At 55.2% G+C, this 14,613-nt stretch carries 10 protein-coding genes, 1 tRNA gene and 2 rRNA genes (1 of these 13 running past the window's edge); 1 reads left to right on the forward strand and 12 read right to left on the reverse strand.

The window, feature by feature from the left end:
* Positions 1–132 precede the first annotated feature (132 nt).
* The 9 genes from ACR3EM_RS11225 to ACR3EM_RS11265 form a co-directional block, all read right to left on the reverse strand.
* Entirely contained in the window at positions 133–1,323 is a 1,191-nt protein-coding gene (locus ACR3EM_RS11225) for a Gfo/Idh/MocA family protein (protein WP_480470779.1), read from the reverse strand.
* Positions 1,316–1,990, reverse strand: coding sequence for a hypothetical protein (locus ACR3EM_RS11230; protein ID WP_480470780.1), 675 nt, complete (start codon positions 1,988–1,990; stop codon positions 1,316–1,318). Before ACR3EM_RS11230 ends, ACR3EM_RS11225 begins: the two co-directional genes overlap by 8 nt.
* Positions 1,980–3,167: a Gfo/Idh/MocA family protein gene (locus ACR3EM_RS11235; protein WP_480470781.1), complete on the reverse strand. Its 1,188-nt coding sequence runs from the start codon at positions 3,165–3,167 to the stop codon at positions 1,980–1,982. Before ACR3EM_RS11235 ends, ACR3EM_RS11230 begins: the two co-directional genes overlap by 11 nt.
* Positions 3,157–3,993 (reverse strand): citryl-CoA lyase, encoded by an 837-nt coding sequence (locus tag ACR3EM_RS11240; protein WP_480470782.1) that lies wholly within the window; start codon positions 3,991–3,993, stop codon positions 3,157–3,159. Before ACR3EM_RS11240 ends, ACR3EM_RS11235 begins: the two co-directional genes overlap by 11 nt.
* Complete coding sequence (locus tag ACR3EM_RS11245; RefSeq protein ID WP_480470783.1) at positions 3,990–5,882, reverse strand: bifunctional sugar phosphate isomerase/epimerase/4-hydroxyphenylpyruvate dioxygenase family protein; 1,893 nt, start codon at positions 5,880–5,882, stop codon at positions 3,990–3,992. Before ACR3EM_RS11245 ends, ACR3EM_RS11240 begins: the two co-directional genes overlap by 4 nt.
* Complete coding sequence (locus ACR3EM_RS11250) at positions 5,882–7,177, reverse strand: TRAP transporter large permease (RefSeq protein ID WP_170328647.1); 1,296 nt, start codon at positions 7,175–7,177, stop codon at positions 5,882–5,884. The genes ACR3EM_RS11245 and ACR3EM_RS11250 overlap by 1 nt, the downstream gene beginning before the upstream one ends.
* Complete coding sequence (locus ACR3EM_RS11255) at positions 7,174–7,749, reverse strand: TRAP transporter small permease (protein ID WP_480470784.1); 576 nt, start codon at positions 7,747–7,749, stop codon at positions 7,174–7,176. Before ACR3EM_RS11255 ends, ACR3EM_RS11250 begins: the two co-directional genes overlap by 4 nt.
* A 30-nt stretch (positions 7,750–7,779) precedes the next feature.
* Entirely contained in the window at positions 7,780–8,790 is a 1,011-nt protein-coding gene (dctP, locus tag ACR3EM_RS11260; RefSeq protein ID WP_480470785.1) for a TRAP transporter substrate-binding protein DctP, read from the reverse strand.
* A 97-nt stretch (positions 8,791–8,887) separates the two neighbouring features.
* A complete protein-coding gene (locus tag ACR3EM_RS11265) occupies positions 8,888–10,036 on the reverse strand; it encodes a Gfo/Idh/MocA family protein (protein WP_480470786.1) in 1,149 nt (382 codons plus the stop codon).
* A gap of 141 nt (positions 10,037–10,177) precedes the next feature.
* On the opposite strand from ACR3EM_RS11265, the gene ACR3EM_RS11270 reads away from it, so the two are divergent.
* Positions 10,178–10,831, forward strand: a complete 654-nt coding sequence (locus tag ACR3EM_RS11270; protein ID WP_480470787.1) for a GntR family transcriptional regulator — start codon at positions 10,178–10,180, stop codon at positions 10,829–10,831.
* Between the two features lie 578 nt (positions 10,832–11,409).
* On the opposite strand, the gene ACR3EM_RS11275 is transcribed toward ACR3EM_RS11270, so the two are convergent.
* From ACR3EM_RS11275 to ACR3EM_RS11285, 3 genes are all read right to left on the reverse strand, one after another.
* Positions 11,410–11,486: transfer RNA gene (locus ACR3EM_RS11275), tRNA-Met, on the reverse strand.
* 130 nt (positions 11,487–11,616) lie between these two features.
* Positions 11,617–11,731 (reverse strand): 5S ribosomal RNA (gene rrf / locus ACR3EM_RS11280).
* Between the two features lie 171 nt (positions 11,732–11,902).
* A 23S ribosomal RNA gene (locus ACR3EM_RS11285) occupies positions 11,903–14,613 on the reverse strand (it continues 135 nt past the right edge of the window).

Here is a 14,613-nt window from a genome sequence, read left to right on the forward strand (position 1 = left end):
CGAATCTCAAATTCATCACACGTAGTAAAAAATATCTGATATTTTTTAAAATATCAACTTTTAATACTAGGCAGGAAATTGAAACGCCCGGGACGTTGCCCGGGCGTGTCTAACCTTTGTGTTGGCAAAGCTTTAGAGAGTGACCCACCCGCCTCCGGATTGGTGAGAGCGCACAGAAGCATCAATGAACCGGACACCGTCTGCGCCTTGATTGACACTGGGATAGGTAAGCCAATCTCCCGGAATGATGACACCATCCCGACGCGCAGCCACTGCCATGGCAAATTCTGTATAGAGGTTGGCCCAGGCTTCAATAATTCCTTCGGGGAAGCCGCGCGCAGTGCGGATCAGGCGTTCCGCGCCGGGGCCGATGCCATGCCCGTGACCTCGGCTGATGATACGATCCGGCTCACCAAACCGATTGAACTTCAGCTGTTCCGAATTCTCCAGGTCCCACTCGAGGCCCCCTTCGCTCCCGAAAATGCGCAATCGCAACCCACCCCGATTTCCTGGGGCAAGGCGTGTCGCCATCAGGGTTCCCGGAACATCGCCTTGATAGCGGGTGAACATGAAAACTGTGTCTTCCAAAGGCTTTGGCGCGCCGCAAACATGGAATTCAGCCCGTAGATCGGTCATCGGCAGACCCGCGACAAAACTGGCGAGATGCGCGGCATGGGTGCCGATATCGCCGACACAACTGGTCGGGCCAGAAATCTTTGGGTCCAGCCGCCATTTGACATGGGGCGCATCAGCCACATCTTCGGGCGTCATCCAGTCTTGCATGAACTCGACATGGATTTGGTTGATTTGACCGATGCCGCCTTCCGCCACAATTTGCTTGGCCTGCCGGATGACCGGAAAACACGACATCGCATAACCGACGGCAAAGACCTGTCCCGTACGCGCGGTGATCTCCTCAAGCCCTTTGGCCTCGGCGACTTCATTGGTCAGCGGCTTGTCGCACAGCACATCAATACCCGCCTCCAAAAACACCTTGGCAGCGTCAAAATGAACGTGGTTCGGGGTGGTGATCATGACGGCATCCACACCATCCGGGCGTACGGCCTCAGTCTTTGCCATCTCGTCGAACGACGCATAGCACCTGTCTGCAGGCAAGAACCACTCAGCCCCGCGCGCCTTGCTGCGCTCGGCGTCAGAACTGAGCGCGCCTGCGGCGACTTCCCATCGGTCAGTCATCCGCGCAGCCGTTGCTTGCGTGACGGAGATACGTCCACCACCGACAACGCCCAGCCGCAAACGGCGGGACAAGCGGGGGAAAGGGCCGTCTAAGCTCAGGTCTTCGAGTAAAAGTCTCTCAGCCATTCTGAACCTCCATTTCCGGGACCCGTACGCCTTCCGGCAGCATTTCCACCGCCATGAAAATGCTGGGGGTAATTGTCTCGTATTGATGCCAGGGATAGTTGCCTTCGGCGTCATACATCGGCTTGTGCGTGGTGCCCGGGGCCATGAATTCTTCGAGATAAAGGGTCTCTACATCCCGCTCGCGGCATTGCTGCATTTTTCCAAAGCCTACGATTTGCGTGTGCACTTCGCGAAACCCCGGTACCGGGCAGAACGGATGATCTTTGTGCAAACCGACATTCAGCGGCACCGAGCCCGAGTGGTACATGGTCAGTCCAACGTTACCAACGAAGACCTTTGGCGACATGTAGTGGCTGACACCGCGCAATCGCTCCTCTTGGCGGACATCAAAAGCAGATGGCCACGTATCTTTCACCATTGCGAACAGTTCGTTGTCATCGGCATGGGCGTCGAAATCGTGAACAACCACAGCACGTTCCACGCCTTTGAGAGAGTTATCTTGCACAATGACAGACGAAAGCGGCGCAACGGCCTGATCCTCGACCGAGATATCCCGCTCCCCTAGGTTCAGAACAATTGCGCGACCTTCGACAGATATTCTGTCTTCATCGGTGATATGTTGGACGCGAAAGAATGGCTGGGCAAAGTCGAGTGTCTCAATCGGCACGCGCCAACTCCTTCCTCTCATCTCTCAGGAAATCGGTCGGCAAAGGCTCGGGTGCTTCGCAACGGCTTTCTATTGTCTGGTAGGCACCGAATCTCGGAGCCCGTTCAATTGCGTCCATGACCTCGAACACATGATAAGCCAGCGCTCCACTTGCACGGGGCTGGCGTCCTCCCTGTGCCGCCAGGGCCAGATCCAATAGGCCGAGGCCGCGGCTATCTTCGTTGAACCCGTGTTTGTTTTCGACCACCTGCCACGCGTCGCGACCGATTGGGCGGGGCTGATGAGACCAGCGCGAGGTTTCGCGCGTTTTAAGCCAGACATCGCCCTGAAAGATGTTGGCTCCGTGAACCGGGTCAGGGTCAGGGATGCTGATGGTGCCGTTTTCACCGTAGATCTCGAACCGCGGAGTTTCGCTGTCCCAAATGTCGAAGCTCATGGTCATTGACCCTATAGCTCCGGAAGAGAACTGAAGCAGGCTTAGGGAGTGCGTGTCGACTTCGACATCCATCCATTCGCCGTTGCGAGGGCCGTTTTCGATCATTCGTTTGTCGAATGTGCGTCGCGCCATTCCGGCGACCCGGTCAACAGGACCAAGGCAGCAGATCATGGCGGTCAGGTAGTACGGCCCAAGGTCCAGCAATGGCCCACCACCCGCCTTATAGTAGAAATCCGGGTTTTGATGGTGACGTTCCGTCCCGTGGGTGCCGACATGGGCAAAAACCCCTGTCGGTTTGCCAATGGCACCATCGTCGATCAAGCGCCGAACGGTCTGCCAGCGACCGCCCAGAAATGTGTCGGGTGCGCAGCCGACCAGTAGGCCCTTTTCAGCGGCTATGTGCAGGATCGCCTTGCCATCCGTTCGATTCATAACCAGCGGCTTTTCGGAATAGACGTGCTTGCCTGCGTTTAAGGCGCGCAGGCTGATTTCCGCATGCGCCGCTGGAATTGTCAGATTCAAAGCGCAGTCAATTGTCGGATCATCAAATACTTCATCTGGCGTGCAGGCCTTGGCGATGCCGTATTGATCTGCTTTGGCGCGGCTTTCCGAAGGATCAAGGCTTGCGCAAGCCACGACCTCGACGTTTGAGAATTTGGATAGTGTTTTTAGATAGATATCGCTGATACGACCACAGCCGATAAGGCCGACCCGGAAGGATTTCGATGTCTCACGTGTCATCATTCCTGTCTTCGTAGAGGGGTAAGTAATTCGGGGGCATGGGCCCTTTGTTCCGACCGCCCTGCCCCATCTGCTCCCAGGCATGGGCGAGAATTCCAACCGAGCGGGACAGGCAGAACAGCCCTCGCGACAAGGGGGCGGGAAAGCCGAGTTCGCAGAAGATCACAGCTGTCGCGCCATCGATATTCATGGTGATCGGCCGACCGCCGCGTTGACGGCCAAGCTCGGCCTGAACCTCTTCTCCGATATCGGCAAACCGGCCAGAAACTGTGCCTTCTGCCGCCGCATCTCGAACAAGTTGCATCAATCGTGGTGCGCGTGGATCGACGGGCTTGTGAAACCTGTGACCAAAGCCCGATACAATCTTGCCGTAGGTCTCGCGCCAACTGTCCAAGCCATCCCGAACAGCGTCGTTCAGCGAACCTCCCGCATCCATACGGACTGCGATATCATAGTACAGCTCTGCACACTGCTCTCCTGCCCCGCCGTGCACGTCGCCCAGCATGTTCACCGCAGTCGCCATCGCATTATTGAGACCTACCCCGCAGGTGGCGGCCATACGCGCCGCCGCGATTGAGGGAGCCTGTGGGCCGTGATCCACACCTGCGACCAAAGCGGCCTCGAACAGGCGCGCTTGCGCGTCGTTGGGCAGATCTCCCCGCACCATAAGCCAGATCATCTGCGGGAAAGATACGTTCCCGATCAGGTCCTCTATGGCGTTGCCGCGAAATGCGATCTGTCCGGGTTTCATGTCGATGATTGAGGTACGCCACCAATGGCGAACAGCGCGCTCATCGCTTGTCATGTTTTCATCCAGCACGGTCATTGCTTTTGCACCTCTTTCACCGGCTGGGTTTTGCTTTGCGCAGCAAGGCGAATGGGCGCGTTACGCGCACCATAACCGGCATAGCCCATGCGGCGCTCAACAATTTCGAAGAAGAAGCCATTAAAGATGGGGCGGCTATATATCTGAAAATACTCGGTACCCGCCGCCCTGTCGTAAAGAACGTTGCCTCGGCGCAGTTGGGCGATCATGTCGTCATCCAATCCGAAAGTCGCTTGCAGATCAGCGTAGTAGTTTTCCGGGATCGCCAGACTGGGAAAGCCGGACTTGAGCAACTGGGCTGAGGTTTCAAAAATATCATCCGACTGGAAGGCAATGTGCTGAACACCGGCCCCAAAGCCATCTTCAAGGAATGAGGCTGCCAGAGTTCGGCGCCCAACGGCCCCGTTCAGGTTCAGGCGCACTTCGCCTTCGGGACTTTCGATAGCCTGGCTTTGCACGACACCGGACGGGTCGGCGACGTTCACGATAGGGGATTTTGCCATCTCAAACGTCGAAATGTAGTAGAGCAGCCAGCTTTGCATCTCATCGTGACGCATCGTCTGTGCCAGATGATCGATACGGCGCAGACCGGCAGGCTGGGTCGCTTTGGTTTTCGCAACCGGCTCGAACTCGATGTCCCACACCCGATGCAGATCGGATTTCTCATCGATGAAGTGAACAACATTGCCGCCAACACCACGGATGGCTGGGATGTCCAGTTCCCCGGTCCCCACCGGTTGTGAGAAATTCGGCGCGCCCAACGCGGTCGCCCGCTGAACAGTTTGATCCGCATCTTTGACACGCAACCCCATGTCACAAACAGAGGGGCCGTGACCCAGGAACGCCGAATGGGCAAAGCCTTCCTTTTCGGTATTCACAACAATGTTTATCGCGCCCTGCCGCCACAGCTCGACGGACTTGGTGACGTGCTTTCGCTCCATTCGAAAGCACATCGCTGACAGCATATCGGCCAGCTGCGCGCCGCTTGTTTCGTCGGCTGTAAATTCGACGAATTCGAAGCCTGACGCATAGACGCGTTCCGGCAGGTCCGGGATGCCGAAATCGGTTCCCGGCTCGGTCCGGGATACCTCATCCAGGAGGTTCACCAGCGACCTGTAGCTGTCTCTGGCAAGTGTTCGACCACCGGGTTGAGGAGCTGCTTCATTGACGCGCGCAATGGACCAAGGCCCCTTGTACCCGGCGCGGGACAACACGCGTACAAAGCCAGCAAGGTTCAACGATCCAAGCCCCGGCAGAAGCCCAAAGTGCCGTTTGAGCCTTCGAATATCCATCTCAAGTCGGGGTGCATCGGACAGTTGCACATGGAACAGCCGCTCGCCGGGGATGTCCCGAAGGCGGGCGGGTTTGGACCCGTCGGCAAGCGAGAAGAAGGAATTTAAGGCCAACCCCAAATGAGGGCTGTCGATGGCTTCAACGACGCCTAACGCCTGCTCATCCGAGTGAATAAGATCCGACCATGGCAAGCCCATATAGGCCAGACGCATCCCCATTTCTTTAGCGATTTGGGCCGCCTCGCCAAGATCCGCGATTACCTGTTCTTCGGTCGCGGCGACATCGACCTCGAAGGCAGACCCGATTAACAGCAATTCCGTTCCCAACTCGTTCATCAGGTCGAGTTTGCGCTTCAGCCGATCAAAGGCGCGCTCCCGACCGGCGTCGGCCTGGCCTTCAAGGTTATGGAAGGGTTGTAGCAGGCAAATCTTCAGGCCGAAATCTGATGCAATGCTCCGAATTTGCGACGGTGGCCCGTCAAAAGCGGTCAAATCCGGTTCATGTAGTTCGACACCTCCGAACCCTGCGTCAGCGATAGCACTTAGTTTTTCGGCCAGATCACCGGGGATCGACGTTGTCGAAACCGACAGGCACATTATCCCTGATATCCAAACATACGCGGCAACCACAGGACCAGATCCGGCATCAGCATCATGATCACCAAGGCGAAGATGAGAACCGCGAGGAAGGCCCAGATTTCCGAGATGATTTCACGCAGCGGAATGTCCGTCACGGCGTTGATCACAAAGAGTAGAATGCCATAGGGCGGCGTGATCAGACCGATCATCGAGTTCACGACGACCAGCACTCCGAAATGCACCAGATCAATTCCAAGCGCTTCGCAGGTTGGAATGAACAGGGGCACGATCACCAAGATGATCGTTGTTGCGTCTAACACGCATCCCAGCGCGAGGATCAGCAGGTTTACGAGGATCAGGAACACAATCGGGCTGACATCAGAACCCTCCAGCAGTGCCGAGATCGACTGAGGAATTTGCTCCTGAATGACGATGAAGTTCAGAATGAACGCGCCGCCAATGACAACCCCGACGGCGGCGGAAGAGCGCGCGCTGTCGACGAACACTTGATAAAGGCCACGGAAGGTCAGTGCGCGGTAGAACAACGCTGCCAGAAGCAGGGCGTAGAATGCAGCCACGGCTGCAGCCTCAGTCGGAGTAGTGACGCCACCATATATGCCGTACAGAAGGATTGCGGGCATCAGCAGTGCTGGGAACGCGTTGGCGGTTTTAGCAGGCAACTCGCGCAGCGGAACTGGTTCTTCCAAGGCAAAGTTCCGCTTTCCGGCCAGATAATAGTTCATCGCCATCAGGACGACACCCATGATCAGACCCGGCAAAATGCCTGCCAAAAACAGCGACCCGATAGACGCCTTTGAAACCAGCGCATACAGAACCATCGGGATCGAGGGCGGAATGATCGGGCCGATCGTCGCCGAGGCCGCCGTGATCGCCGCCGCATAGCCTCGGCTATAGCGGCCATCCTTGGTCATCATCTCAATGATGATCTTGCCGATCCCTGCCGCATCCGCGACAGCCGAGCCGGACATACCGGAAAAGATCAGCGACGCCACCACATTGACGTGCCCGAGGCCGCCTTTGAAACGACCGACAGCAGCGACGCAGAAGTTCAGCAAGCGGTCGGTGATCGACCCCGCATTCATGATGTTCGCGGCGACGATGAACAAAGGAACCGCAAGCAGGATCGTGCTTTTGTAGAACCCTTGCAGGATCTTCTCGCCTGCGAGAGCGACGTCCAATCCGGCGGTACCAAGGTACACCAATGAGGCCAAGAGGATGGAATAGCCGATAGGTGTCCCTATGCCTGCCAGAAGAAAAAGAGCGAGCAGGCAGGAAAGAAGTTCAAAACTCATTTGTCTGCGTCCTCGTCGTCTTCACCGTCGACCCGGGGGTGATCGTCGACCACGTTAAATCCCACGACCATTTCAAGTTCGGTTTTGGGCGGGCCGTTCCGCATGATGTCGAAGAACAGCCAGCCATACCGTGCGGCCACGACCAGCATGAACACCGCATAAATTGAGAACACAGTGCGCAGCGGTATCTTCTCACCCGAGAACGGATTGCGCACGGTCGATGTTTTGCGGATTTTCATCCAGTCGATGTAGTCCCACGTTGGCAGGAAACTGTAGAGCATCCCGACCACAATTGCCGCGGCTGCCAGCATCGCAAAGACCTGGCGAACGCGCACCGGCACCGAAAGGTAGATGATGTCGAACTTTACGTGATCTCTCTCGCGCACGATGAACGCGCAGCTAAAAAAGATCACCCAGACCCAGAGGATGCCGATCAGTTCAAGCGTCCAACCGGCGGGGGTAAAAAAGTACCGCAGAAGAATTTGCAGAAGGAAGATTAGGAAGATTGCCGCCAGCATACCACCGGCAATCGCTTCGGTCAGCCGGGAGAACCCCTTTATGAAGCCTTTCATTGTGGTTCTCCCTCCCTTGTGTAGATGAGCTTAGTTGCCCAGAGCGTTGATCTGCTCCAGAACACCGTCCGGCCATGACCCGGCGAACTCGCTTTCCAGATACATCGACTGTACCTGATCGCGGAACGCCGCGAGGTCGGGCTCGTAGACCTCCATGCCCTGCTCTTTCAGGAAGCTGACAAGGTCCTCTTCTTTCTGAAGCTGCTTCTGACGACCAGCTTCAGCCGCTGCGTCGGCAGCTTCCTGAACCTTGGCTTGCTGTTCCGGTGTCAGACCGTCCCAAACCTCTTTGCCGATGGCGATATAGTTCAGGTCAACAAGATGCGATGTCAGGACGATCTGATTGGTCACTTCGTAGAATTTGGCATCGACCACAGTCGGCAACGGGTTGTCCTGACCGTCAACGGCACCGGTCGACAGAGCTGTGTAAACCTCTGAGAACGCCATTGGTGTCGGAGCGGCACCCAGCGCTTTGCCAAGGAATTGCCACGCATCTGTGCCCGGCATCCGCAGGTTCACACCCTCCAGATCAGCCGGAGTGCTGACGGTCAGTTCATCCTTGGGCTGGCGCAGGTTCACCTGACGACGGCCCAGATACATGACCGACAGCAGTTTGACGCCCAATTCTTCTTCGGCCTTTTGCTTGAAGGCATCCATCAAGGGATCGTTGAAGACAGCCACCTGATGCGCGGCGTCCTGATGGACATAGCCTGCGGTAAAGATCGAAAACTCGGGGAAGAACTGTGCCAGTTCCTGCGCCGAGGTGATCGACATTTCCAGGTTACCCCGGCTGATGGCGTCCAACTCGGTGCCTTGGGCGAAGATGGTTCCATTATAGCTGGGCTCGTAGCTTGCGAAATCAGCGACCATGGGCGCGAAAACCTCGGCCATAGCGACCGAGCGCTGGTCGGTCTCCGATCCTGATGTTGCGAGGCGAAGTTGCACTTTGTCTTCCGCCAGCGCACCACTTGTTGCGCTGAGCAGAACACCGGTTGCAACAAGGGCTGATACAGCAGCCCGGCGGGTAAGTTTGGTAATCACTTTGCTCCTCCCTGAGACATCATGATGCATTTTTCCGATTCTGAGTTTTGACCTATTTTGGACATTTTGCAAGATTTTTTACAAAATATCTGATATTTTACACTGCAGTTATGTTCACCTTTGGTGTTTTTTGCAAGTTTTCGATCCTGATCGTTTCACCTGTTCTGCAGGAATTCTGAATAGCTTCAATAACTTGAAGCGTTCTGAAACCTTCCCATCCAGACACAATCGGCTCTGCTTCGTGCCGAGCTACTTCAACAAAGTGCCTGAGTTGATTGACCAAGGGGTCAGAGGCACCCTTCTTCAGCGCAGTTGATGAGATTGGCGTCCACCAATCCCTTTGCTCTCTCTGGTAACTCCACAGCCGAAGATCGGGGACAGACAACGACCCATGAGAGCCACCGATCATGTAGCTACTCTCGGTGGTTGAAGGATAGATTGGATATTCCTGAGACGTCATCTCCCAGCTCCATGGAGCAACGATGCTGTCGGACACACTTATGGTCCCAATCGCCCCGCTTTCGAACGTCAAAAGCGCACCTGCAACATCTTCGTTGTCATAACCGCGTTGCGATGCAGCCGACTGAGCCTGTACGGTCGCGACTTCTCCGGCCAGGTACCGCAGCAGATCCACATCATGGACGAGATTGACCGAGATGGGACCTGCACCGGGTTTCTTCCGCCAAGGCGCAGCGTCAAAATACTCGTCTGGCTTATAGAACCAGCAACTCGCATGGACAGCGCGCACATCTCCAATCTTCCCATCAACAATGGCTTCCTTAGCCGACCTGATCAGAGGATTGTGTCGACGATGATGTCCAACCATCAGCGGCACATTGGCCTTCTCCGCTGCTTGAACAAGCTCCAGTGCAGCGGCGGCTTCCACGGCAATCGGTTTTTCGACAAGAACGGGACAGTCATGTCGAACACAGGTTAGGCCCTGATCAACATGAAGCGTCGTGGGCGTCGCAAGCACAGCTCCGTCCGGAGTTTGATTTGCAAACATTTCTTCGAGGGTCTCGTAACATGCGACCCCGTGCTCAACGGCGTAAGCACGGCCTTCGTCACTGGGATCAACGACCGCGACAAGATCAACATGGCGCAACGCTCGGATAGCATCTGCGTGGCGGCGTCCAACAAGGCCAATGCCGACAATGGCAATGCGAAAGTTCTTAGACACTTTGCTTCCTTCCGGAGGGTCTGGAATTCCCGAACCCGATGTATACGACTGAGCGGCATCGCCCAACTTGGCCACGACCGTATTGGGGTTTTCGCGATTCCGCAATAATGTATGATATTTTTATTTTTACCATACAGCAGTTTGGATTGCTGATGTCTCTAAAAAATGTTAATTGAACGAGGAAACGGAGAATATCGGGTGAAACGCATGGCGAAACAGCCGTCCACGATAGGTGCAAGCACGTATCAGCGCATCAAGCGGGACATCATCTTCGGGGAGCTGCAGCCCGGCTCCAAACTGAAGCTGGACGCCTTGAAGGAACGCTACTCGGCAAGCCTTTCGACACTTCGTGAAACGCTGAACAGGCTCGCTAGCGACGGATTTGTCGAAGCTCCCGAGCAACGGGGTTTCCTGGTCACGCCGGTTTCACGAGAAGATCTGACCGAGATTTCAGAGTTGCGCGTCCTGTTGGAATGCCACGCATTGGAGTTGTCCATTGCCAACGGCGACACGGATTGGGAAGGCAATCTGGTTGCCGCACACCACAAACTGCACCTGATGGAACAGCAGCTTCTCAGAGGAGATGATTCCGAAAAGGAGACCTGGAAACGGTATGATTGGGAGTTTCATCAGGCGATGATCGCAGCCTGCAACTCCAAGAACCTTCTGTCTCTGCACTCGATCATCTACGACAAATACCTACGGTATCAGATGCTCGTGCTGACCTATCGCGGCGAAGAGGCGGTCAAGGAGCACAAGGGCATGTTCGACGCCGCGCTGGCCAGAGACGCGAGCACCGCTAAGAAGCTGTTGAAAGATCACATTCGAAACGGTCTCTCACATACGCTTGAGGCTATGTAGCTCGCTGTTGTTTCTGCCTATCACCATCACCTGGATCAGCGACGCGGGGCCTGACGCGGCGTTCGCCCGCATGCACTTCGATGGTGAAGCCATAGACTTCGAATGATTGTGGGAATTGCCCCATGCTGCCGCCTCTCGTTTTTGGCAATATGCCATGGAAGCAAATGGCTGATCAGGGGCTATTTAAGGGGTCAGATGCAACGCTTACTATCAAACAGAATTGCTCCTCGCCAACATAAAGCGCCTGGCAAATGCTGCTGTGTTTTGTATCCATCCAGCATTTAGAAACTCACTGTCGTTGCAGTAGGAAAGCACACGATCATACCCCAATTTCGCACTCAACCTTTTAAGCTATCGCGCAGGTCATTTCGCAAGAGCTAGAAACCGAAATCGACGATTGTCGTTCGCCGTATTGGCGCACTGCGCCAATATAGAACGTTGCCTTCGCAATCGGGAGGTCAATTGTCAGGGGTCGGATGCAACGCTTACGATACTTCGGAATATGGAAGTCATCGAAGGTCCCAAAAACGACGAAAGCGCCCCAGATTTAGCATCTATTGGCGCTTCGGAAATTAAGTTGGTTGCGGGAGTAGGATTTGAACCTACGACCTTCAGGTTATGAGCCTGACGAGCTACCGGGCTGCTCCATCCCGCGACACTTTGCGTTGGCCTATCGCTTACGCTACTTGAAGCCCTGCGTTGGTCTACCGCCTATTTGGCTAGTTGAGACCGGGTCGTGTTCTGCTGATCGTTTAGAGAGAAGTTTGTTTGTGGGCTTTTGCTAGGTTTGGCGGTGACCTACTCTCCCGGGGCTTAAGCCCAAGTACCATTGGCGCGGCAGTGCTTAACTTCCGGGTTCGGGATGGGACCGGGTGTTTCACTTGCGCTATGACCACCAAACCGAGGAAAAGCCCTCGGTCGACTTTCTTGCTGTGCAAGAAAGCGACCATGCGGCAGGCAGCGTCTTTATCACAGATAAAGGCGCGTTACCGCACGGTTGTTAATCAGATCAACGTTGTCCAACTCAAGGTCAGTGTATGCTTTTGGTGATTTGTCTTTCTGTTACTGGATCAAATCAAGCCTATCGGGCGATTAGTACCGGTCAACTGAACGCATTACTGCGCTTACATCTCCGGCCTATTGACGTGGTGGTCTTCCACGGCCCTCAGGGAGACCTTGTTTTGAGGGGGGCTTCCCGCTTAGATGCCTTCAGCGGTTATCCTGTCCGATCATAGCTACCCAGCACTGCCGTTGGCACGACAACTGGTCCACCAGTGGATCGTTCACCCCGGTCCTCTCGTACTAGGGGCAACTCCTCTCAAGTCTCCTACACCCACGGCAGATAGGGACCGAACTGTCTCACGACGTTCTAAACCCAGCTCACGTACCTCTTTAAACGGCGAACAGCCGTACCCTTGGGACCTGCTCCAGCCCCAGGATGAGATGAGCCGACATCGAGGTGCCAAACACTGCCGTCGATATGGACTCTTGGGCAGTATCAGCCTGTTATCCCCGGCGTACCTTTTATCCGTTGAGCGATGGCCCTTCCACTCGGGACCACCGGATCACTATGGCCGTCTTTCGACTCTGCTCGACTTGTCAGTCTTGCAGTCAGGCTGGCTTCTGCCATTGCACTCAACGAGCGATTTCCGACCGCTCTGAGCCAACCTTCGCGCGCCTCCGTTACGCTTTAGGAGGCGACCGCCCCAGTCAAACTACCCGCCACGCAGGGTCCCGGATCCGGATAACGGACCGCGGTTAGACATCAAGAGTGCGAAGGGTGGTATCTCAAGGGAGGCTCCACGGATACTTGCGTTTCCGCTTCAAAGCCTACCACCTATCCTGCACATCACAATCCTGATGCCAGTGCGAAGCTGTAGTAAAGGTGCACGGGGTCTTTCCGTCTAACCGCGGGAAGCCTGCATCTTGACAGGCAATTCAATTTCGCTGAGTCGATGTTGGAGACAGCGGGGAAGTCGTTACGCCATTCGTGCAGGTCGGAACTTACCCGACAAGGAATTTCGCTACCTTAGGACCGTTATAGTTACGGCCGCCGTTTACCTGGGCTTCAATTCAAGGCTCTCACCTCTCCTTTTAACCTTCAGGCACCGGGCAGGCGTCAGACCCTATACGTCGTCTTGCGACTTCGCAGAGCCCTGTGTTTTTAATAAACAGTCGCCACCCCCTGGTTTGTGCCCCCAGCCCCTAGTTGCCTAGGAACCGGGCCTCCTTCTCGCGAACTTACGGAGGTATTTTGCCGAGTTCCTTCAACATCGTTCTCTCAAGCGCCTTGGTATGCTCTACCAGTCCACCTGTGTCGGTTTAGGGTACGGTCTGATGGAGGGCTATTTCCAGGAACCACTCAGCAGCCCAATCAATCCGATAAGATTGAACTACACCTGTGATCCGTCACATCCTCCTGGCCTAGGAATATTAACCTAGTTCCCATCGCCTACGCCTTTCGGCCTCGGCTTAGGGGCCGGCTTACCCTGCTCAGATTAGCTTTAAGCAGGAACCCTTGGACTTTCGGCGAGAGTGTCTCTCACACTCTTTGTCGCTACTCATGTCATCATTCTCACTAGTGATCTCTCCACGGGATCGCTCACGCGCCCGCTTCATCGAAAGCCTCTCTCCTCCAATCTGCCCGAAGGCATGAAGGAGGAATGAGACTATGTCACACTACGCTCTGCTACCGATGCTTACGCATCCCTAGACTTCGGCTCATGGCTTGAGCCCCGTTACATCTTCGCCGCAGGACAACTTATTTAGACCAGTGAGCTGTTACGCTATCTTTAAAGGATGGCTGCTTCTAAGCCAACCTCCTGGTTGTTTTGGTCGTCCCACCTGCTTTCCCACTTAGCCATGAATTGGGGGCCTTAGTCGTAGGTCAGGGTTGTTTCCTCTCCACTACGGACGTTAGCATCCGCAGTGTGTCTGCCATCTAGTACTCCCGGGTATTCGGAGTTTGGTTAGGATCAGTAAGCCTGTGGGGCCCCATTACCCATCCAGTGCTCTACCCCCCGGGGTATTCGGATGACGCTCTACCTAAATAGATTTCGCAGAGAACCAGCTATCTCCGAGTTTGATTGGCCTTTCACCCCTAGGCACAGCTCATCCCGATCCTTTTCAACGGATGTGGGTTCGGTCCTCCAGTAAGTGTTACCTTACCTTCAACCTGGCCATGCCTAGATCACTCGGTTTCGGGTCTGATCCCACGAACTCATGCGCCCTATTAAGACTCGCTTTCGCTACGCCTACACCTAACGGCTTAAGCTTGCTCGTGAGACCAAGTCGATGACCCATTATACAAAAGGTACGCCGTCAGCTCGCAAGGAGCCTCCGACTGATTGTAGGCGTTCGGTTTCAGGTACTGTTTCACTCCCCTCGTCGGGGTGCTTTTCACCTTTCCCTCACGGTACTGGTTCGCTATCGGTCAGCAAGGAGTACTTAGCCTTCGAAGGTGGTCCTCCGATCTTCAGACAGAATTTCACGTGTTCCGCCCTACTTAATACGTCCGTCAAAGCTTCCTATACGGGGCTGTCACCCGCTATGGCCACGCTTCCCAACGTGTTCTAGTCACTTATCCGGCTCGGCTGGTCCCCGTTCGCTCGCCGCTACTAGGGGAGTATCAATTGATTTCCTTTCCTCCGGGTACTTAGATGTTTCAGTTCCCCGGGTTTGCTCTTAAAACCCTATGTATTCAGGTCTTAAGTACCTGTTTAAACCCCATATTGAGTATCTACTCACAACTAGGTTGTGAGGGGATAACAATATGAAGCTTT

This window comes from Ruegeria sp. AH3 (assembly GCF_056536265.1).

Coding starts and splice junctions, on each gene's coding strand:
- ACR3EM_RS11240 (WP_480470782.1), bottom strand. CDS start 3,993: ATGACCGTGCTGGATGAAAACATGACAAGCGATGAGCGCGCTGTTCGC.
- ACR3EM_RS11255 (WP_480470784.1), bottom strand. CDS start 7,749: ATGAAAGGCTTCATAAAGGGGTTCTCCCGGCTGACCGAAGCGATTGCC.
- ACR3EM_RS11225 (WP_480470779.1), bottom strand. CDS start 1,323: ATGGCTGAGAGACTTTTACTCGAAGACCTGAGCTTAGACGGCCCTTTC.
- ACR3EM_RS11235 (WP_480470781.1), bottom strand. CDS start 3,167: ATGACACGTGAGACATCGAAATCCTTCCGGGTCGGCCTTATCGGCTGT.
- ACR3EM_RS11270 (WP_480470787.1), top strand. CDS start 10,178: ATGGCGAAACAGCCGTCCACGATAGGTGCAAGCACGTATCAGCGCATC.
- ACR3EM_RS11250 (WP_170328647.1), bottom strand. CDS start 7,177: ATGAGTTTTGAACTTCTTTCCTGCCTGCTCGCTCTTTTTCTTCTGGCA.
- ACR3EM_RS11245 (WP_480470783.1), bottom strand. CDS start 5,882: ATGTGCCTGTCGGTTTCGACAACGTCGATCCCCGGTGATCTGGCCGAA.